Origin of the sequence: Micromonospora sp. CA-244673 (assembly GCF_050948395.1) — a bacterium.
Classification (GTDB): domain Bacteria; phylum Actinomycetota; class Actinomycetes; order Mycobacteriales; family Micromonosporaceae; genus Micromonospora.
The window spans coordinates 3,354,394-3,374,630 of record NZ_CP192019.1; the positions used below are offsets into that span (position 1 = coordinate 3,354,394).

Annotated in this window: 19 protein-coding genes and 1 pseudogene; 10 read left to right on the forward strand and 10 right to left on the reverse strand. The window is 70.5% G+C overall.

Features of this window, described 5'->3' with window-relative positions; translation table 11 throughout:
• The first annotated feature begins 95 nt into the window (after positions 1–95).
• A complete protein-coding gene (locus tag ACQP12_RS15600; RefSeq protein WP_433288663.1) occupies positions 96–227 on the forward strand; it encodes a hypothetical protein in 132 nt (43 codons plus the stop codon).
• A gap of 287 nt (positions 228–514) precedes the next feature.
• On the opposite strand, the gene ACQP12_RS15605 is transcribed toward ACQP12_RS15600, so the two are convergent.
• On the reverse strand, positions 515–1,402 hold the full coding sequence (locus ACQP12_RS15605) for a TetR/AcrR family transcriptional regulator C-terminal domain-containing protein (RefSeq protein ID WP_433288665.1): 888 nt from the start codon (positions 1,400–1,402) through the stop codon (positions 515–517).
• Positions 1,403–1,502: 100 nt separating this feature from the next.
• Between ACQP12_RS15605 and ACQP12_RS15610 the strand changes: the two genes are divergently transcribed.
• From ACQP12_RS15610 to ACQP12_RS15620, 3 genes are read left to right on the forward strand one after another with little or no spacing between them, the layout of a single operon-like run.
• Positions 1,503–1,733, forward strand: a complete 231-nt coding sequence (locus tag ACQP12_RS15610; RefSeq protein WP_433288667.1) for a hypothetical protein — start codon at positions 1,503–1,505, stop codon at positions 1,731–1,733.
• Entirely contained in the window at positions 1,730–2,149 is a 420-nt protein-coding gene (locus ACQP12_RS15615) for an ATP-binding cassette domain-containing protein (RefSeq protein WP_433288669.1), read from the forward strand. Before ACQP12_RS15610 ends, ACQP12_RS15615 begins: the two co-directional genes overlap by 4 nt.
• Complete coding sequence (locus tag ACQP12_RS15620) at positions 2,146–3,339, forward strand: DUF418 domain-containing protein (RefSeq protein WP_433288671.1); 1,194 nt, start codon at positions 2,146–2,148, stop codon at positions 3,337–3,339. Before ACQP12_RS15615 ends, ACQP12_RS15620 begins: the two co-directional genes overlap by 4 nt.
• A gap of 52 nt (positions 3,340–3,391) precedes the next feature.
• Here ACQP12_RS15620 and ACQP12_RS15625 read toward each other — a convergent pair whose 3' ends face one another.
• Positions 3,392–5,809 (reverse strand): beta-galactosidase, encoded by a 2,418-nt coding sequence (locus ACQP12_RS15625; protein WP_433288673.1) that lies wholly within the window; start codon positions 5,807–5,809, stop codon positions 3,392–3,394.
• Between the two features lie 117 nt (positions 5,810–5,926).
• Here ACQP12_RS15625 and ACQP12_RS15630 point away from each other — a divergent pair, with 117 nt between their 5' ends.
• The 5 genes from ACQP12_RS15630 to ACQP12_RS15650 are packed head-to-tail and all read left to right on the forward strand — an operon-like array spanning position 5,927 to position 11,655.
• Entirely contained in the window at positions 5,927–6,958 is a 1,032-nt protein-coding gene (locus tag ACQP12_RS15630; RefSeq protein WP_357945573.1) for a LacI family DNA-binding transcriptional regulator, read from the forward strand.
• Positions 6,959–7,001: 43 nt separating this feature from the next.
• On the forward strand, positions 7,002–8,270 hold the full coding sequence (locus tag ACQP12_RS15635) for a sugar ABC transporter substrate-binding protein (protein WP_433288675.1): 1,269 nt from the start codon (positions 7,002–7,004) through the stop codon (positions 8,268–8,270).
• 1 nt (position 8,271) lies between these two features.
• The gene (locus ACQP12_RS15640) at positions 8,272–9,234 is read left to right on the forward strand and encodes a carbohydrate ABC transporter permease (RefSeq protein WP_433288677.1); all 963 of its coding nucleotides are present in this window, start codon (positions 8,272–8,274) and stop codon (positions 9,232–9,234) included.
• A 2-nt stretch (positions 9,235–9,236) separates the two neighbouring features.
• A complete protein-coding gene (locus tag ACQP12_RS15645; RefSeq protein WP_357945565.1) occupies positions 9,237–10,085 on the forward strand; it encodes a carbohydrate ABC transporter permease in 849 nt (282 codons plus the stop codon).
• Between the two features lie 28 nt (positions 10,086–10,113).
• Entirely contained in the window at positions 10,114–11,655 is a 1,542-nt protein-coding gene (locus tag ACQP12_RS15650) for a glucoamylase family protein (RefSeq protein WP_433288681.1), read from the forward strand.
• Between the two features lie 216 nt (positions 11,656–11,871).
• On the opposite strand, the gene ACQP12_RS15655 is transcribed toward ACQP12_RS15650, so the two are convergent.
• Both ACQP12_RS15655 and ACQP12_RS15660 read right to left on the reverse strand, forming a co-directional pair.
• Positions 11,872–13,725: a GH39 family glycosyl hydrolase gene (locus tag ACQP12_RS15655; RefSeq protein WP_433288683.1), complete on the reverse strand. Its 1,854-nt coding sequence runs from the start codon at positions 13,723–13,725 to the stop codon at positions 11,872–11,874.
• A 263-nt stretch (positions 13,726–13,988) separates the two neighbouring features.
• On the reverse strand, positions 13,989–14,600 hold the full coding sequence (locus tag ACQP12_RS15660; RefSeq protein WP_433288685.1) for a hypothetical protein: 612 nt from the start codon (positions 14,598–14,600) through the stop codon (positions 13,989–13,991).
• Between the two features lie 28 nt (positions 14,601–14,628).
• Between ACQP12_RS15660 and ACQP12_RS15665 the strand changes: the two genes are divergently transcribed.
• Positions 14,629–15,036 (forward strand): winged helix-turn-helix transcriptional regulator, encoded by a 408-nt coding sequence (locus ACQP12_RS15665; RefSeq protein ID WP_433288687.1) that lies wholly within the window; start codon positions 14,629–14,631, stop codon positions 15,034–15,036.
• 78 nt (positions 15,037–15,114) lie between these two features.
• Here ACQP12_RS15665 and ACQP12_RS15670 read toward each other — a convergent pair.
• The 6 genes and pseudogenes from ACQP12_RS15670 to ACQP12_RS15695 all read right to left on the reverse strand — a co-directional run.
• Positions 15,115–16,019, reverse strand: a pseudogene (locus ACQP12_RS15670) (DUF5915 domain-containing protein); the annotation flags it as partial.
• Between the two features lie 30 nt (positions 16,020–16,049).
• Positions 16,050–17,444 (reverse strand): FAD-dependent oxidoreductase, encoded by a 1,395-nt coding sequence (locus ACQP12_RS15675; RefSeq protein ID WP_433288689.1) that lies wholly within the window; start codon positions 17,442–17,444, stop codon positions 16,050–16,052.
• A 13-nt stretch (positions 17,445–17,457) separates the two neighbouring features.
• A complete protein-coding gene (locus ACQP12_RS15680) occupies positions 17,458–17,733 on the reverse strand; it encodes a (2Fe-2S)-binding protein (RefSeq protein ID WP_433288691.1) in 276 nt (91 codons plus the stop codon).
• Positions 17,730–18,881: an NAD(P)/FAD-dependent oxidoreductase gene (locus tag ACQP12_RS15685; protein ID WP_433288693.1), complete on the reverse strand. Its 1,152-nt coding sequence runs from the start codon at positions 18,879–18,881 to the stop codon at positions 17,730–17,732. The genes ACQP12_RS15680 and ACQP12_RS15685 overlap by 4 nt, the downstream gene beginning before the upstream one ends.
• Positions 18,874–19,809, reverse strand: a complete 936-nt coding sequence (locus ACQP12_RS15690) for an ornithine cyclodeaminase family protein (protein ID WP_433288695.1) — start codon at positions 19,807–19,809, stop codon at positions 18,874–18,876. Before ACQP12_RS15690 ends, ACQP12_RS15685 begins: the two co-directional genes overlap by 8 nt.
• Positions 19,806–20,234, reverse strand: a complete 429-nt coding sequence (locus ACQP12_RS15695) for an aconitase X swivel domain-containing protein (RefSeq protein ID WP_433288696.1) — start codon at positions 20,232–20,234, stop codon at positions 19,806–19,808. Before ACQP12_RS15695 ends, ACQP12_RS15690 begins: the two co-directional genes overlap by 4 nt.
• Between the last annotated feature and the right edge of the window lie 3 nt (positions 20,235–20,237).

Sequence of the window (20,237 nt, forward strand, 5' to 3'; positions counted from 1 at the left end):
GACAACATGTCCATGCGCGGCGGCGCGTGTTGCGGCGCCAACCGCGAGGGGCGGGCCTAATGGCTCGCGTCGGTCGCTACGGGATCCCAGGGTTCGTGTGGTTCCTGATCTGGCTCGTCGTCTGCATCTTGATCGTCATCCTGTTGGCCCTGCTCATTCACCACTTCGGAGGCGCCTCGCTATCACTCAAGCTCGGCCACTTCTACCTGAACGCCGGGGTCACCTGACGCCCAGGTCGTCGACACTCCAGCGTCGGTAACGCAACAGCCGTGTTAGCCGTCACCTTCGGTGACGGCTAACACGGCGTGGAAGCGAGCAAGCGTGCAGTGCCAGCCCCTGCGCACGCGGTCACGAGCGGGCACCTGCGGTGAGCCACGTGGTCGCGCTGAGCAGGTGTTCTGGGCATCACGGGCGGCGGATCACGCTCTTTCAAACTGACGATCTGCCTCTGCGGGGCCGCTCAAAACGAGTCCGCCCCTCCACCTGCATCGCCGCCAGTGCCCCTGTCTTCCGTTCATCGCAGGAGCGGGGCGAGGCCGTCGAGGAGGCGCTGGAGGCCGAACTCGAAGAGCATGTCCAGGTTCCAGACCCCTTCGTCGGCGGTGATGAAGCGGGCCATCAACGGGAGCCGCCCGTCGGCCAGGACCGCGCCGATCCGTTCCTCCTGGGCGTCCATCCACTGGGTGTCGGTCAGGCCGCTGTCCTGCTCGGCCTGTGCCTCCTCGACCCGGTTCACCGCCGTGCCGCGCACGTAGTTGGCCACCGTCACCGCCGCTGTGAACTGTGCGTTCAGGTCGAGCCCGCGCCCGTTCAGGGCCCGCATCATCCACTCGGTGTGGGCCATGGCGTGCGGGGCCGGCAGCGGCCGGATGAAGGAGACCGCCTGGGCCAGCCAGGTGTGCCGGCGGTACATCGCCCAATGTTGCTGGGCGATGGCTTCGAGGCAGGCCCGCCAGCCGTCGCGGGCCGGGCTGAGGGCCGGGGGTGGGTTGTCGGCCATGACCTTGTCGATCATGAACAGAACCAGCTCTTCCCGGTCGGCCACGTACCGGTAGATGGCCATCGTCGGAACGCCGAGCTGACCGGCGAGCCGGCGCATCGACAGGCCGTGCAGCCCCTCGGCGTCGGCGATGGCCACGGCGGTGGCGACCACCTGCTCGCGGTCGGGGTTGGGTGCTCTACCCGCACCGGCGGCGGCGACCACGGTGCCGACGCCCCGCACGGGCTCGACGAGACCCCGCTCGCGCAAGGTTGCCAGGACCTTCGTCGCGGTCGCCATCGCGACCCCGTGCTCGGCCATGAGCTGCCGGGTCGACGGGATCCTCGCCCCGGGCGCGAGCTCGCCCGAGGCGATCCGGTCCGCGAGATCGGCGGCGATCCGGCGGTAGGGCGGTTCCTCCACAGCGGCCTCCCGTGCACTAGTGCAGTCACGGTACCCGGAGGATGAATACGGGGGATAGCACCACTGTCACCGATACTAGTGCACCAATACGCTGTACGGCATGACTGATTTCGTTCGTCCGGAGTTGCTTCGCAAGACCTACGCTGGCCCGGTGACCGCGCTCGACGGCGTCACCATCGGCTGCGCCGCGGGTAGTTTCACGGCGCTCACGGGCCTCCCGGGCTCGGGCACGAGCACCCTGCCGCAGTGCGCGGCCGGCCTGGACCGGCCCACCGCCGCGCGGGTGTTCACCGGAGGCACTGAGCTCACCGTCACCGGGAGGCCGCGATGACGACGTGCCGCCGGCGGCGAGCCGGCTTCGTCTTCCAGGACATGCTCCCGGCGCTGACCGTGGAGGAGAACCTCGTGCTGCCACTGCGGCGAGCCGGACGCCACGCCGACGGCAAGCGGGCCCGGGCGGTGCTACCAGCCCAGTTCGGCCTCGCCGAACGTTCACACGACCGGTCGGAGGCGCTCCCCGGCGGCCGACGCCAGCGCGTCACCATGGCCCGGACCTCCGTCACCGAGCCGGCAGTCATCTTCGGCGACGAGCCGACCGGCGCGCTCGACCTGCGCAGCGCCCGTGACGTGCTCGCCCTCCTCCGCTCGGTCGTCGACCAGTACGGCCGCACCGTGGTCATGGTGGCCCACGACCCGCTCGCTGCCTCGTACGCCGACACCGTGGTTTCGGGAGGGTCGCTGCCATGAGCGTGCTCCGACCTGACCGGCAGGGCCATGGCCTGGAGGTATCCGCCGAGAACACTGACGACGCCCGGATCAACGTCGTGGACGCGTTGCGCGGGAGCGCGCTGCTACTCATCCTGCTGGTCAACGTGTGGTACTTCAGCTCCGGATATGAATTCCACCTGGTTGACGATCCGGCTTACGGCGCGCTCGACCGGCTGATCGCAGGCGCGGTGGAACTGCTGTTCGCGATGAAGGCGTACCTGCTGTTTTCCTTCCTGTTCGGCTACAGCTTCACCCTGCAACTCGACTCGGCGGCCCGGCGTGGGGCGACCTTCGGCCGGTCGTTCCTGCGCCGGCTGTCCGGGTTGTTCGTGCTCGGCGCGCTGCACGCGGTACTGCTGTTCCACGGCGACATCCTCACCACGTACGCGTTGCTCGGTCTCGTGCTGCTCGCCGTTCGGCGGACCGAGCCGCGCACTGCCCTGTTCACCGCGGCGATCATCGTGGGCGTGATCGCGTTCGTGGTCGGTGTGGCCGCGGTTCTTGGTGCCGCGGTGGTCCCGGACGAGGCCGCCGCACTGACCGCGGGTGCCCGTTCGACGGAGGCCCTACGCGGCGGGCTCGGTGATGTCGTCCTGGAGCACCTGCGCTCGTTGCCGGCAATGCTCGGCGCACTTGCCGTGCAAGGGCCGTTGGCCTTCGCCGCGTTCCTCGTCGGCCTCGGCGCCGGCAAGCACCGGATGCTCGCCGACGTGCACACCCACGAGAGCCTGCTGCGCCGATGCGAACGGGTCGGCTATCCGGTTGGTCTGGCGGGCGCCGCCGTGTTCGCGATCGGTGGCGGCACAGCGGACATGACCGGACTGATGGTCAGCATCGTCACCGCGCCGTTCCTCGCGGCGGCCTACGCCGCGACCCTGCTGCGTCTGTTTCCACGGCGACCGGGCGTTGCGGACACGTTGGCGCCGGCGGGACGCATGGCGCTGACAAACTATTTGGGCCAGTCGCTCATCTGCGTGCTCGTCTTCACCGGCGTGGGGCTGGGCCTGGCCGGCCACACGTCGCCGGCGCAGACACTGCTCATCGCACTGACGATCTTCGCGGTGCAGGTGGCGGCCAGCTCGTGGTGGATGCGGCAGTTCCGATACGGCCCCGTCGAATGGGCGTTGCGCGCCTGGACCCATCGGAAGCGGCCCGCCCTGCGGCGATAGTCATTTCGACCTGAAGAAGATCGACGAGGCCGGTCGCGCGCAGCGTGACCGGTCAGTCGACGCTGACCCGGACCGGTTCGCCATCTGGGGCCCGGACGGTCAGCGTGGTCCGACCGTCGGCCACGGTCACCTCACCCCGGTCGGCGCGTAGCGGCCGATCGGTGGCGAAGACCGCGACATCCTCGGTCTGGGTCGGCCGGAGCAGCACCTCCGAGCCCCTCCGGGCTACCAGTTCGCAACTGCTCTCCACCAGGGTGGCTGGTCCGACGCGGATTCCGGCGGGCAGCATCAGTCCAGCGCGGGCGCCGATGCGCAGCCGCCGGCCGGACAATACTGGCTCGTCCCGGTGCCACAGGCCGAACTCGATCCCCGACGGCGCGACGTTGACCAGGTGAAGCAGCCGCTGGCCGGACTGGTCCACGGTCGAGGTGAGCAGCAGCCCTGGGTCGCCCGCGTCGTGCCGGAGCCGAGGCCGCACCCCGAGCCGGTCCAGCGCTGCTCGCCAGAAGTCCAGGTGACACGGGTAGTCGGTGGCAATCACCACGGCCCGGCCCGCGCCCACGGCTACCTCGGCTCCGCAGGGCCGGCCGGAGCCGACCTCGGTGAGCAGCCGTTCTCCAGGCCCGGCGAGGAGTTGGGCGTAGCCGACCCGGACCTCGGCGGGGCCGGCCGCCCAGTCGTGGCCCACCACCGACGGGAAGTAGTGTGGCCCTGCCTCCAGCCAGCCGTCCGGCCGCAGCCCGAGAGCGTCGGCCAGCAGGGTGCACGGCGTCCCATCGTGGTCGCGGGTGGGCAGCGGTCCGTGCAGCAGCAACCGGCCACCGGCCCGCAGATGGTCGACCAGCCGCTGCTGGACGTCTGAGCCGAGGGTGGGGGCGGTGGCCAGCACCAGCACCGGCGGCGTGCCATCCGGCACGTGTGCTGCGCCGCCCGGGGCCTGCAGGTCCGCTGCCGGGAACGAGTAGCCGGCGAGCAGCAGTGCCCGCGCCAGCACGTCCCGCGCGCCCATGCCGCGGAACCGTTCCAGTTCGGTGACCTGCGCCGCCCTCTTGGTGGACGCCGGGTGGCGGTACTCGGTCAGGTAGTGGTCGCGAACGAATCCGAGGGCGAACCCGTCGTGTTCCTCGTCGCCGTCGGCAAGCAGGTCGCCTACCGCACGTACGGCGTGCAGTGCCCGCCTCGCCGCGGCGTACGTCGGGTTGAGCCGCCCCTCCGGGTCGACCGGGGCGGCGAAGCCGTGCCGCTCACCGGTGAACGCGATCCGGTCGTTGCCGTCACCGATCGGTTCGGCCAGCGGCGGGTTGTGGCCGCCGGCGAACAGGTAGAGGTTGAGCAGCCGGTTGCCCTGCGCCACGCAGAGCCGGGTCTTCAGGTCGATCGCCTCGGGCGGGTAGAGCGTGGACAGGTCCTCGCCGTAGTCGCCGTTGCCGGCCTCGAACTCCAGGCAGGTCAGCGGTTGGGCGCGGTCGTGCGTGGCGGCCAGGAAGGCGTTGGATACGTAGAGGTCTGCGACGTTGCCGACGGTCAGGTCGCCGAGGTAGTAGTCCGAGCCGGAGGTGAACTCCGGCTGCCCCCGGTACGTCTCCGCCAGCTGGCTGATGCCGATCGGGAAGGTGCGGCCCCGCCGGTCGGCGGTGCCGTGCACGTTGACCAGGAACGGAACCCCGGTCACCCCGTGCCGCTCGGCGCTTTGCCGCAGCGCCGTCACGTACCGGCGGTAGCGGTCCCGCATGTAGCGGCCCAGGTCGTCGTGCAGCGCCAGCGACCGGTCCTCGGCCGGGGTACGCAGGGCGGTGGACCACGCCACCGGATCGGCCGGGTCGGCGCCGACCCGTGCCGCGGCGGTGTCCTTGCCGTACCGCTCGACGGCCCAGCGGGCCAGGTCGGCGCAGAGGCCGTCGGTGAGGTCGGGGGAGTTGGTCACCCAGGACAGCATCCCGATCTCGTTGTCGAGTTGAACCGCGACCACCGGTCCGCCACGCGGCGCGAGCCGTGCCGCCACCAGCGGCATCACCTGGGCGTACCAGCCGTCGGTCGCGGCGAGGAACTCGGGTGCCAGGTAGTCGATGGTGCGGGTGCTGATCGGCGCGCCGTCCCAGGTGGTGGGGAGCAGGTGCGGGTGCTCGTCGTACACCCGGTAAGGGATGCCCTCGTTCTTCAGTTCGGCCATCACGAACGGGCCGGGGCGGACCACGGCCCGCAGTCCGCGCTGGTGTGCAAGGTCGAGGAAGCCGGCCAGGTCGCGCTGCTCGTGGGTACGCCCGGTCAGGTCGACCGAGCCGTCCGGCAGTTCGTGCCACAGCCACGGCACGTAGGTGGCGACGGTGTCACCGCCGCAGTCGCGGAGTTGGTCGAGCCGGTCCGCCCAGTCGGCCCGGGGGAGGCGGAAGTAGTGCACCTCACCGGCGAGCAGCAGCTCGGGCCGACCGTCAACGAGGATCCGGCGATTCCGGAGCAGTACCTCTGGCATGTGGGGCAGGCCTCCTCGCACGGGAGATTGTGGACCCGAGGGTTGTGAACTTCGTCGCGGCTGCCTATGGTCGCCTGAAACCGGTTTCTGTGAGGCACGTTACGGATTGAGGGAGCGATGGGCAACAGCCGTATGACGGTTCGGGAGATCGCCAGACTCGCCGGCGTCTCCGTGGCCACCGTCTCGCGGGTCTCCAACGGCACCGGTCAGGTCTCGGAGGAGATGCGGCGACGGGTGCTGGAGGCGATCGAGAAGCACGGATACCGTCCCGACCACCTCGGCCGGGCCCTGGCCGCCGGCCGGCACGGCGCCCTCGGTCTGGTCTTCCCCGGCCTGTCCGGCCCCTACTTCACCGAGCTGATCCAGGGCTTCGAGTCCGAGGCGGTGGGGTCCCGCGCCAGCGTGCACATCCTCTGCACGCACCTGCGCTCCGACTCCGATGACCAGGTGCTGGAGATGGGCCGCCGGGTCGACGGCGTCGCCGTCATGGGCGGCACCATCGCTGACGAGGCGCTGCTCCGTCTCGCCGGGATGGTCCCCGTGGTGGTGGTCGCCGGCGAGGGGCCCGGCGACATCCCCTCGGTTCGCGCCGACAATGCCGGCAGCATGCTGGCGCTCACCCGTCACCTGCTCGCCGACCACGACCTGCGCGATCTGGCCTTCGTCGGCAACCCCGCGGGCTCGCCCGACGTCAGCGAACGGTGGGCCGCCTTCCGGGGGGCGCACCACGACCTCGGCATCGAGCCGCCCAACGAGCCGGTCGCGGTCAGCATGCAGCAGGCCGACGGGTTGCTCGCGGCCGAGCAGTTGCTGGGCGGCGACGCACCCCGGCCCGCCGGGGTGGTCTGCGCCAACGACGAGATCGCCCTCGGCGTGCTGGTCGGCGCGCTCGGCCGGGGCCTGCGCGTGCCGCAGGACCTGGTCATCACCGGCTTCGACGACGTGCCGGCCGCCGCCCTCGTCACCCCGTCCCTGACCACCGTCCGGCAACCCGTACGCGAGCTCACCGCCGAGGCAGCCCGGCTGATCCTGCGTGCCGCCGACCAGCCCGGCGACACTCCCGCGGGCAGTCTCGTGCTGCCCACCGAACTCGTCCTGCGGCGCAGTTGCGGCTGCCCGGCGCCTCCGACCGGAGGTACCGGCAGGTAAGTAGCTCACACCCATCGAAACCACCAACCTCCGGAGGTACGAGATGAGAAGTAGGCGGTTAACCGCCGCGGCCGCGGTCGTCCTGGCCGCGTCGGTCGCGCTGGCCGGTTGTGGCCGTGACTCGGGCGGCGGCCAGGACGAGGCGAAGTCCGTCGGCGCGGGAAAGGCGAGCGGGGACATCACCGTCTGGGCGATGGGCACCGAAGGCGAGAAGCTCGCCGAGTTCGCGAAGGAGTTCTCCACCGAGAACCCCGACGCCAAGGTCTCCGTGACGGCGGTGCCCTGGGACGCGGCGCACCAGAAGGTCGCGAGCGCCATCGCCGCGAAGCAGACGCCGGACGTGTCGATGATCGGTACCACCTGGCAGGGCGAGTTCGCCAAGACCGGTGCGCTCGACCCGACCCCGCCGGACCTCATCAAGAAAGACGACTTCTTCCCCGGCGCCTGGGACACCACGATCGTCGACAACACCTCGTACGGCGTCCCGTGGTACGTCGAGACCCGGCTGATCTACTACCGCAAGGACCTGGCCACCAAGGCCGGATTCCCGGACGGGCCGAAGTCGTGGGACGACCTCAAGGCCATGGCCAAGGGCATGAAGGAGAAGGCCGGCGCCAAGTGGGGCCTCAACCTCCAGCCCGGCAAGACCGGCAGCTGGCAGTCGGTCCTGCCGTTCGCCTGGTCCAACGGCGCGGACGTGGCCAGCGCCGACAAACTGAGCTTCGACACCCCGGAGATGACCGAGGCGCTCGGCTACTACCAGTCCTTCTTCAAGGAGGGCCTGTCCCCGACCGCGCTGCCGGAGGGCTCGCTCGAGCCCGGCTTCGTCAAGGGTGAGATCGGCGCCTTCATCTCCGGCCCATGGCACATGGGTATCGTCGAGGAGCAGGGTGGCGCCGGCTTCAAGGACAAGTACGCGGTCGCGCAGATGCCGACGAAGAAGTCGTCGACCTCGTTCATCGGCGGCAGCAATCTCGCGGTCTTCAAGGACGCCAAGAACCGTGACGGTGGCTGGAAGTTCGTGCAGTGGCTGAGCAGGCCCGACGTGCAGGTCAAGTGGTACCAGGCGGTCAAGGACCTGCCCGCGGTGCAGTCGGCCTGGAACGACCCGACGCTGTCCGGCGACACGTTCCTGACCACGTTCGGTCAGCAGCTCAAGAGCGCGAAGGCGCCGCCGGCGATCACGACCTGGGAGCAGATCGCGGCCGCTTTCGACCTCGAGGCCGAAAAGCTGTGCAAGCAGAACGCGGACCCGGCCGCGACCGCCAAGTCGATCCAGGAGAAGGCAAGCGCCATCGGGACCGGGAGCTGACATGGCCGGCGCCCCCGCGGCGACGGCGCCGGCGCGACCGGCCGGGGCGGCCAGCCCCGACCGGCCCGCCGGGTCGGTCCGGCGGCGGCAGCGCCTGCGGCGGGCGCTGACCGGCTGGGCCTTCTCCGCGCCCTTCACCGTGTTGTTCCTCGTGTTCATGGCGCTGCCGGTGGTGGTCTCGCTGCTCATGAGCTTCACCGACCTGCGCTCCACCGACCTGCGCCACCCGTTGGCCGTCAACGTCGTCGGCATCGACAACTACACCCGCTTGTTCTCCGATCAACTGTTCCTGCGCTCGTCGGTCAACACCCTGGTCTTCGTCGTCATCGGCGTGCCGCTGACGATGGTGCTGGCCCTGGCCGCCGCGACCGCGCTCAACTCCGGGCTCGTACGCTTCCGCGCGCTGTTCCGGGTCGGTTTCTACCTGCCGGTCGTGGCCAGCATCGTGGCGCTCGCGGTGGTCTGGCGTTTCCTGCTCGACCCGGAGGTCGGACTGGTCAACAACCTGTTGCGCCTGGTCGGGATCGACGGGCCGAACTGGCTGTACGACGCCAGGCTCGCGCTGCCGTCGCTGATCGTCATGGCGGCGTGGCGCAACTTCGGCTTCCTGATGGTGATCTTCCTGGCCGGACTTCAGGCGGTTCCGACCGACCTCTACGAGGCGGCGACGCTCGACGGCGCGACGCGGTGGCAGCAGTTCCGCAACGTCACCGTGCCGATGCTCCGGCCGACGCTGCTCTTCGGCGGGGTGATCACCGGCATCGGCTATCTCCAGTTCTTCGAGGAGCCGCTCGTCATGACGCAGGGCGGCCCGCTCTCTTCGACGCTGTCGGTGTCGTTCCACATCTACAACCAGTTCGGCTTCGGCAACTACGGCTACGCGGCCGCCGCCAGCTACGTGCTCTTCCTGGCGATCGTGGCGCTGTCGGTCGTGCAGTTCCGCCTGCTGGGGGAGAGGAACTGACGATGGCCACGAAGGACACCACCCTGCGTACCCGCGATCGGGTTGCGAAGGCCATCCTCTACGCCGTCCTGCTCCTCGGGCTACTCGCCGTGGCCGGGCCGTTCCTCTGGATGGCATTGTCATCGCTCAAGCCGGAGCGGGAGATCCGCGACGTGCCACCGACCTGGTGGCCCGAGACGGTCACGCTCGACAACTTCCGTGGGCTGTTCTCCCGGCTCGACTTTCCGCTCTACTTCTTCAACTCCGCACTGGTCGCGACGCTGGTCATGGTCGGCAACCTGCTGTTCTGCTCGCTCGTCGGGTACGCGTTGGCAAAGCTGCGCTACCCCGGCAAGCGGGCGCTCTTCCTGGCCGTGCTCGGCATGCTCATGGTGCCCGGCATGGTGACCTTCGTCCCGCAGTTCGTGCTGGTCAGCAACATGGGCCTGACCAACACGTACGCCGGCCTGATCCTGCCGTTCGTCGTCGGACCGTTCGGCGTGTTCCTCATGCGGCAGTTCCTCCAGTCGATCCCCGACGAGCTCATCGAGGCCGCTCGGGTCGACGGCGCCGGCGAGTTCCGGATCTTCTGGCGGGTGGTGCTTCCGCTGTGCCGGCCGGCACTGGCCACCCTCGGGATCCTCACGTTCCTCGCGTCCTGGAACAACTTCCTGTGGCCCCTCGTGGTCGCCACCACGGAGGACAAGTACACGTTGCCGGTCGCCCTCGCGCTCTACAGCGTCGGCGAGAACGAACGCAACTACGGGCTGCTCCTCGCCGGCGCGGTCGTCGTCGTGCTCCCGGTGCTCATCGTGTTCCTGTTCCTCCAGCGGCACTTCCTGCGCGGCATCGCGACCACCGGAATCAAGTGACCCATCCCCGCACCAGACAAGGAGACCCATGCGACGCCTTCTCGCACCGCTCCTCGCGCTGGCACTCGTGCTGGCAGGCGGCCCGGCCGCCGTCGCGGCACCCGACGAGCGCGGCCCCGACCGGGCCCTGCTCCGCTACGCCTCGGACACGTGGCGGTCGATGGCCGCCATGACCGACCCCGGCACCGGCCTGGTCGCCGACAACATCACCGGCGACCTCGCCGCCGGCGGCCGCGCCACCTACACGTCCCCCACCAACATCGGCGGCTACCTGTGGTCCGCGGTGGCCGCCAGCAAGCTCGGCATCATCTCGCGGGCCGAAGCCCGCCAACGGATCGCCAGGACCCTCGACACGCTCGCCCGGCTCAAGCACCACGCCGCCTCGGGCATGTACTACAACTGGTACGACCCGCGAGACGGCTCGGTCGTCACGGTCTGGCCCGACAACGGCAGCCCGGTCTACCCCTTCATGTCCAGCGTGGACAACGGCTGGCTCGCGGCCGCGCTCAACGTGGTCAAGGGCGCCGTGCCGGAGCTGCGCGGCAAGGCCGATGCGATCCTGCGAAAGATGAACTTCGGCTTCTACTACAACCCGGCGGCGTCGACCCCGTTCGGGGCCAGCGGCCTGATCGCCGGCGGATTCTGGGACGCACCACCCCCGGGGTGCTCGCAGCAGCGCGACGGCGTCTGGTTCACCTGCAACCACTACGACATCACCGTCACCGAGCCGCGCATCGCGACGTACCTCGGCATCGCGATGGGCCAGATCCCACCGAAGGCCTACTACAACACGATGCGCACCCTGCCGGCCACCTGCGACTGGAGCTGGCACGAGATGCAGCCGGTCGGTTTCGACACCACCTACGAGGGCGTTCCGGTGTACGAGGGCGCCTACCGCTACCGCGGCATCCAGTTCGTACCCAGCTGGGGCGGCGACATGTTCGAGGCTCTGATGCCCGACCTGTTCGTGCCCGAAGCGCAGTGGGCCCCCAACAGCTGGGGCCGCAACCATCCCGCGACGGTCGCCGGCCAGATCGAGCACGGTATGAACGACGCCGGGTACGGCTACTGGGGCTTCTCCCCGGCGAGTGACCCGGCCGGCGGCTACCTGGCCTGGGGCGTCGACGCGATGGGCATGGACACCGACGGCTACCCGTCCGACATGGAGCACTCGAAGTACGACGCCGGGTTCGGCGACTGCCGCCCAGCAGGCCCCGACCCCGACTACGGCGACGGCGTGGTGACCCCGCACGCGGCGTTCCTCGCCCTCCCGTACGCCAAGGCGGCGGTTGTCGACAACCTCGCCCGCCTCAAGGCCAACTTCGACTCGTACGGCCCCGGCGGCTTCTACGACGCGATCGCGGTCGGCAGCGGCACTGTGGCCAAGCGCTACCTCTCGCTCGATCAAGCCATGATCATGGGTGCGCTCGGCAACGAGCTCGCCAACGACCTCCTGCGCCGCGCGTTCGTCTCGCCACAGTTCGAACGCCGGATTCGTCCACTGATCGCACAGGAGACGTTCAACGTGCCGGCCAACCAGAGCCTTCCACAGCTGCGTGGGGCCGCCTGACAGCGCCGGAAAATGGTAACGGTCGACCTGCCCAGCCCGTCGGTCGCGCCGGTGCAGCGAAGTAGGGCCCTCGGCCACGCGCCGTAGGGCCCTACTTCCGCAATCGAGCACGATCCTTCGAGTGGTCGGCGCCGCGGGAGCCGAGCCGAGGCCGGCCGGTCCGCGGACCTGGCTGCCCGACACCCCGGCCGACGACGCCACCGGAGTGGGCAGGGATCAGGCCCCGGGGACCTCCACCAGCACCGCGCCGGGCTGCGGCAGGTCCAGCTCGAACACCGCCGCTCCAGCGTCGGTGGAGGGCTGCACCTTCTCCGCCGTGACCTGGTCGGCGGCGCGCAGGGCGGCCCACTGCTCATCGGTCGGCCACTCGGCGACGCCCAGCCGGTCGGCGAGGGTGGTGATGTCACCGTGCTCCCGGTCGAGCCGGGAAACCAGGGCGGGCCGGCCGGCCGCACCGTCGATGACCAACCGGATTCGCCGGGCCAGCGCCGGGTCTCCGTCCCGCTTGCCCTGGTCGAGGGTGGACACCCAGACCAGGATCGCCAGGCTGCCGTCGCCGCGCCGGCTGGCCCAGCTCTGCACCAGGCCGTCCGCGCCGTCGCCGGCGGCCCGTACCGGCAGTTCGGTGTCGCCGAGCTGGGCGAGCATCCGCAGCGCGTGGTAGCGCGGCTTGGCGATACCGCCTACGGTGAGCAGGCCGAACCCGCCGTGCAGCAGCCTCGGCGGCCGGCCGAGTTCCTCGAAGTGGTCGCTGGCCACCCAGTAGGACAGCGCCTCGACCCTGCCGGCGGCCGACCGCATGCCGGTGAGCAGGAACGTGGCGGCCGAGGTGCCGTCGTTGACCGGGTGGAAGTGGGTGGGGGTGACGCCCCACTCGGTCCACAGGATCCGCGCCTCGGGGAAGCCGAGGCGGGCCAGAGTGGGCCGCAGGTCCAGCGGCGCGCTGCCGTACGTGTGGGTGGAGATGAAGTCCACCGGTGCGCCGGACCGGACGGCATGCTCCAGCAGCGCGTCCACCCAGCCAGCGGCCGCCGACGAGGGCCCACCGACCGGAATCCGCGGGTCGACGTCCTTGACCGCGCGGGCGGTCACGTCGTACAGCCGCATCCATTCCTCGCGGCTGCCGCTCCAGAAGACCTCCAGGTTGGCCTCGTTCCACACCTCGAAGTCCCAACCGAGCACCTGCTCGCCGTACCGGTCCAGCAGGTGGGTCACCAGCGCCCGAACGAGCCCGGACCACCGGTCCCAGTCGCGCGGCGGGGAAATGATGCCGCGATAGGTGAAGACGGTGCGGTCCGGGTCGCTGGCCAGATCGCGGGGCATGAACCCGATCTCCACCACCGGCGTCATTCCGACGCCCAGGAGCAGATCGTAGATCTGGTCCACGCGGCTGAAGTCGTACACCGGCTCGCCGTCGACCTCGCGGTAGACGCCGAGGTCGTCGTGCAGGATCGCGTGCGCCCGCACGGCGGTCACGCCGATCTCCTCGCGTACCCGGCGTAGCGCGGCCAGCAGTTCAATGCCGATCTCCCGGCCGCCTGAGTGGTCCCGGCAGAGCAGTTGGGACAGCCGCTCGCTGCCGATCATCGGCTGCCAGGGACGATGCAGGGTGGTGCCCGGGGCGTCCGCGTCGAGGCGCAGCGTGACGGTGCTCGGTTCGCCGGCGCCGGGCAGGGCGGCCGCCGTGACCGGGTCGCTCAGCGCGCTGGTCACGGTCACCTCGGGGACGGCAGCCACCGCATACGCATATCGTTCGCCCGGCGTGCCGGTGGTGTCGACGTACCAGGTGTCGGGAACGGAGAGCACATCGCCGCCGAGGTGGTCCAGCGGGGTGAACGGGCCGGACACCCGATCGCCATCCAGCGTCGCACGATGCACCAGGTAGCCGACCGCGCCGTCGACGGGCTGCCAGGAGAGGCGGACGTGTCCGCGGCCGGGGGTGGCGGTGAGGCGGGCCGGTGGCGGTAGGTCGGGTAGCGCGGCCGTGTCGCCTTCGTCGCTGCGGCGGGCGATGCGGGCTTCCCAATCGGTCCGGGCGTCGGACGGCTGGGGTCCGCTGGCGTTCGTCACCGGGTACCTCCTGGCGGTCTTGATTGAACCGGTTCGACGAATGTAACCGGTTACCGTCCGTCGTGTGATCCCGCTACCCGCGTCCACGACGACCTGCGGCAGCTGATCGCCGACCGGTTCGGCGGCCCGAACGCGGTGCTGCTGGTCGATGAAACCGGCGACCTGAAGAAGGGCACGCCATTGTGATGACCCGGCCGAGCGTCCAGTCGCGCAGGTCGTCGCGGACCTCGGCGAGGACCAGCCGCCGAGGTTGTAGAAGAAGCTCAGCTGGCGTTGGCAAGCCGATTGTCCACGGCGATCCAGTTCGTCTCCCACGTCTTACCGCCGTCGCCTGAGTAGGCCTGCTCGAACCTCGCCCTGTCCGGGCCCTGCCGGAAGATGAGGAAGCGCACCCTGATCGCGCGTCCCCCGAGCTGGTCGTCGCCGTAGAACTCGCCCACACCGTCGTGGAACCCGCCGTACACCGACGGCGTGAGCAGTCCGTCGCGGAGGTTCACGAAGGTCAGGCTCCAGCGCCTCGCCTGGGGTTCATAGAGCCGCAGATTGAGGCCGTCGATGCGGCCGTTCGGCCCGGAGACCTTGAGTTCGACGACGTTGGCACGCCGGTCCAGCAGTGGGCGCACGACGCTCGTACCCTCGAAGTGCAGCCATTCATCCTCGGATTCCGAGAGCGGATCGGCGAGCACCCGCACCTTGGTGTGCCAGGCGCCGATCTCCCAGTCGAAGTCACGTTGGCCGTCCTCGACAGCCGCCGAAGCCTTGCGGGGAGCCGCCGCGGCGTCGCCCGACGCCGCAACCGCGGCCAGCATGAAAAGCGTGAGGCACGGGACCAGAATCCGTTTGTATGGCATTGTGATCTTGGTGTGAAGGTTCATGATCCGACTATCCGAGCGGAGCGCGCCCATGAACAAGAAGGCACCTTCAGGTAACCCCTCACCGTCGCGCCCCAATCCGCTACCCGGCTGCCCGATGGCCGCGGCGTTCGCCGCGATCGGTGGAAAGTGGAAGCTGACCCTTCTGTACTGGCTGGCCCATGGCGAGTGCCACTTCGCCGGCCTCCGCCGTCTGGGCGCGCCGATCACGCCCAAAGTGCTGGCGGAGCAGCTGCGCGAACTCGAGGCCGACGGGCTCGTCGAGCGCGTCGTGACCGGGCCCGTCCCGGCGCCGATCATCTACCGGCTCACCTCCTACGGCACCACGGTTCTGCCCGTCGTGGAAGGCGTCCGGGTCTGGGGCGAGGCGCACCTTCAGCGCACCCACGGCCAGGCCGCACCCGACGAGTGGATGCGCTGCACGCACGCGATCGCGTAGGCACGCTCCGCGGGAACGGCCCAGCGTGATCAGCAGGCTCAGCGCTGACGCCGCCTGGTGGTTCGGCCCGCAGGTACGTCAGGCCCGGCGGAGCCAGATGGTCAGACCGAGCGATTCGTCGGTGAACTCCTCTGCGTCCGGCCAGGACGGCTCGCCCTCGGCGCATTCGGTGGCGAGCACCTACTCGGCGACGGGGTCGCGATGCTCGGCCAGGGCGAGGGCCGTCTCCTCCCGCGTCGGCCGGTATCGCAGCACGATCCGATCGGACACCTCCAGGCCGCTGGACTTGCGGGCCTCCTGGATCTGCCGGATCGCGTCCCGCGCCGTCCCGGCCCGGCGCAGCTCCGGGCGAGGTGCAGGTCCAGCGCCAGGGTGGCCCCAGCGTCGGTGGCCACCGCCCAGGCCTCACGCGGCGTCTCGACGATCACCACCTCGTCCGCGCCGAGCGTCACCGGCTCGCCCCCCACCAGGACGGTGGCCGACCCCGTCTCCCGCAGGGGAGTCCTTGCGGGGTCGACCAGCGACTCCTCGGCGACCGGGTACTCGGCCAGGTGCACCGACTGAGCGGCATCCGGGGTCACCGGCACGACCAGGTCCAGCCAGACCCGCTCGGCGATGAACGAAGTGAGCGGCGCCAGCAGCAGGGTGAGCGTGGATAGCACCTCGTGCAGGGTGGCGAGCGCGGCCGGATCCCCGCGACAGAAGCGCCGCCGGCTGCGCCGGACGTACCAGTTGGACAGGTCGTCGATGAAGGTCGACAGCAGCCGGCCCGCCTGGTGCGTGTCGAAGCCGGCCATCGCAACGTCCACCTGCTGCACCAGCGTGTTCAATTCGGACAGCAACCCTCGATCAAGAACCGGGCGGTCCCGGGGCAGTGGATTCGCGGCCGAGGGGGACCACTCAGCCGTACGGCCGTACAGTGCCTGGAAGGCGACGGTGTTCCAGTAGGTCAACAGGATCTTGCGGACGACCTCCTGGAGGGCAGGTCATCGGTGTGGTGCCCCCCATCCTCCTCACTCAGCTGGCGGGGGATTGTTCTCCGTCGGCGAGGAAGTTGCCAACGCGCCGAGGGTGAGCGGAGACGAGACGGGGCGTTCGGCGAAGCCGGAGGTGCCGGACGCCTCTTGACCGAGGATGCAGCCGACGGCGTAGCCGCAGGTGCGTGCCTGGCAGTAACCCATGCCGACTCGGGTGAGCATCTTCGCCGACCGGCCGTCGTGCCCGACGAGGTCCTGCCGCATCGACCGCAGTGCCCCGAAAGGAACCTCCTCGCAGCGGCAGACGGTCGTGTCGTCGGACAACCGATCCACCCATCCAGTGGGCACCGGGTGGGACCGGTGCATCGCCTGCGCGAAGCGGCGCAGCGCCGCCCGCGAGCGGCGCAGCCGTGGTGCGACCGACGAGGCGCCCGCCGCGACGCTACCGGCGATCTCGCCTTCCACCGTCGCAAGCGCGGCGCCGCCCACGCCGCAGGCTTCGCCGGCGACGAAGACGCCCTCGACCGATGAGCGCTGCTCGTCGTCGACCTCGCACACCAGCGACCCGTCGACATCCACGCGCGTCGCGCAGCCGAGCGCCAGCGGCAGCTCCAGTTGCGGGGTGAAACCCCACCCCACGGCAAGCACGTCCACTGCGATGGTGCGCTCGCTTCCGGGTACCACCCGGCCCTTGCGGTCCAACCGCATGGTGGTGACCCGTTCCACGGCGTCCGTGCCGTGGGCGGAGACCACGACGGACCGGGCGCGGACCGGAATGCGGTGCCGCGCCAGCACCCGGGCGTAGCCGGCGCCCTCACCGAGCTTGCCGACATTACGGATCACGGCGCCGAGCTCGCGCAGCCACGCCAGCGGGGAGGCGGCCTCGTGAACGCCCACGACGCTCGCCCCCGACTCGGCCAGGCCGGCCGCGACCGGAAGCAGGAAGGGACCGGTTCCGGCCACCAGCACTCGCTGTCCGGCAACGACGCCGTGACCCTTGAGTAGAGCCTGCACACCCCCCGCCGTCATCACGCCCGGAAGATCCCATCCGGGGAACGGGATCTGACGGTCGTACGCCCCCGGGGCCAGGATGAGCCGACGGCTGCGGAGCTCGACGGCTTGTTCGCCTCCACCGGTCCGGTCGACCGCGTGCACGACGAAGCCGCCCCGGTCGCGGGTAACGGTCCACACGTGGTGCTGGGAGAAGCGGGCAACGGCCGGGAGCCCGGCCACGAGACGGTGATAGGTCGCCAGGTCGTGATGAAGGTGGGCCACCTCGGCGGCGGACACACCATCCTCGCTGGGTGCCGGGTGGCGCCAGTACTGCCCACCGGGCGCCACACCGGCGTCCACGACGGCGGTGAGCGCGCCGGCGCGGGCGGCGCTGGTCGCGGCGGCCAGCCCGCCCGGCCCGGCGCCGACCACGAGCACGTCGAACCGCCGCTCAGACTTCGAGGTCACCGTGACCGGTTCCTTCCTGCGTGCTGACCTCCATGCCCGGCTCGGCGAGCCGGAGGCAGGCGCGTTCGTTCGGGCGCCCGTCGACGACGATGAGACAGTCGAAGCACACGCCGATACCGCAGAACAACCCCCGCGGGCGGCCGGCGCCTCGGGTGCTGCGCCACGACCGCACCCCGACCGCGGTCAACGCGGCGCCCACGCTCTGCCCCGGCCGGAAGGGGATCTGGCGGCCGTCGAAGGAGAAGTGTGGCTGGCTCATCCTGCCGTCACCTGCGCGAACCTCGATGGCGCGAACGCCGAGGGGTCGATGTCCGGCTGATCGTTGGTCAGCATCTGGCTGATCAGCTTGCCGGTCGCCGGGGCGAGACCGATGCCGGCGCCCTCGTGCCCGCAGGCGTGGAACACGCCGGGAACCCGGGGGTCCGCACCGATGACCGGCAGGTGGTCCGGGCAGTACGGGCGGAACCCGTGGTAGGTGCGCATCAGCCTCACGTCGGCGAGGAAGGGGAAGATGCGTACCGCCAGCGCGGCCAGCCGCCGTAGCGCCTCCACGGACATGGTGTCGTCGAACCCCACCCGCTCCCGGCTCGCGCCGATGAGGACCGTTCCGCCCTGGGTGCCTTCCACGACGGTGGACGTCTCCAGCCCGGCGACGTCGGACGCGACGTTCTCGACGTAGTCAGCGGAGTACACCTTGTGCCGGACCACCCGGGGCAGCGGCTCGGTCACCAGGATGAACCCGCGGCGGGGGAGGATCGGAATCGGCGCGCCGAGCCGCTCGCCGACCTGACCACCCCAGGTTCCGGCGGCGTTGACGACCGCGTTGGTGGGATAGCTGCCGGTGCGCGTCCGGACCGCCGTGACACGCCCGTCCGGACCCCGTTCGGCCGCCACGACCTCCTCGCCGCAGGCCACCGTGGCGCCGAGGGACCGGGCCGCCGCGAGGAGTGACACCGCCGCACGTACCGGTTGTACCTGCATGTCCTGGGGGTAGAGGACTCCTGCGGGCAGGCCCGGGGCGAGGTTCGGCTCGTGGTCGTGGAGCTGGTCCGCGCTCACCGCGACCGCCTCCACGCCGGTGGCCCGTTGCCCCTCGGCGAACCGGGTCAGCGCTGCGGCACCCGGATCAGAGGTGGCCACGACCAGGCCACCCTTCTCTTCGAGTTCGAACGGGTCGGCGCCGAACTCGGCGGCCAGTTCCAGCCAGCGCGTACGCGATGCCAGAGCCAGGTTCAGTTCGGGGCCGGGCTCCTTGTCCGAGACGAGGATGTTGCCCTCACCGCGGCTGGTGGTGCCGCCGGCCAGGTTTCCCCGTTCGAGGACGGTCACCGACAGCCCCTCGCGCGCGGCGTAGTAGGCGCACGCGGCCCCCACGATGCCCGCGCCGACGATGACCACGTCAGGCATGCCGTCTCTCCGTCCAGCGCTGGTAGGCCAGATCGGCCACCACAAGGTCCTGCCAGCCCATGCCGACGCTCTTGAAGACCGATGAACCGGTGGTGGGTGTCAGGTGTACCGCGTCGCGAAGCTCGATGAGGCTGTCCTCGCGGACCACGCCGGCGCGTACGGCCTGGATGATGTCACCAGCTTCGCGCAGGGCGACGCCGTGGGACTCGACGACGACCCGTTCGGCAGAGCTGATCGTCGCGTCGTCGAGTTCACGGGCGTCCGGCTCGTGGGAGCCCACCGCGACGACACAGGTCCCCGGACGCAACCGACGGCCGTCGAAGAGCGGCTGGCGGGCTGTTGTCGCGCATACCACCACGTCCGTGTCCGCGACGTCGTCGTGGCTGCCCACGCGTGCGTCCAGACCGCTGTCCCGGACCCTGGCCACCAGGTCCGCCGCGCGGTCGGGGTCCCGGCCGACCACGGTGACCCGGTCGAGGGGGCGAATGGCTCGCAGCGCCTCCACATGCCCCCACGCTTGTGGGCCGGAGCCGAACACGACCAGGTGGCGCGCCCCGCGCGCGGCGAGGTGGTCCATCGCGACCGCGGAGACAGCAGGGGTTCGCAACGTCGTCAGGGCCGTGCCGTCCAGCAGCGCCACCGGCGTCAGCGCGACCCGGTCGTAGAGCACGTACAGCGCCTGGACGCGGGGGAGCCCACGATCGACGTTGCCCGGAGCCACCGTGCTCAGCTTCACTCCCACGACGGCCGCGGTCTCGGCGGGCATCAGTAGCAGCTGTCCGTGCTCCACGTCATGAATGGTGCGCTGCAGGGACGCCTGCGGATCGAGCCCGCCGGACAGGGCCTTCGCCAGTGCGGTGACGGCATCGGCGAACGGCACCAGGCCGAAGATGGCAGCCTCGTCGAGGTAGGGCAGTGCCGCGGTCATCGGCTCTTCGCAATCACGGTCGCCGCAAGGGGTGCGGTGTGGGCGAGGACGGCGGCTCGGGTGCCGGTGTGCAGTCGTGCCAGATCGTCGTGGGCGAGCTGCACGATCGGCAGCGTGGTGCCGTAGATCTCGGCGGCGACAAGGGCCCCGATCACCAGGATCGCGTCGCACTCGGCCAGGAGAACGGCCGCCGGCGCATGCCCCGACCGGATCAGCTCCGCGAGCACGGCCGTCGAGGAGCTGGAGCCGCGCCCGGCCCGCATCGCGAGGACCTGCCCGGCGACCGTGGAGCCGCGCTGCGGATGGTGAGCGTCGACGATCACTCCGCAAGGGTCGACCCCGCCCCAGAACGAGAGCGGTTCGTCGAGCGCGAGTACGACGCCGTCCGCCTGTCCCGGATGAAGGGAGCGGCCGGGCAGGGTCACCGG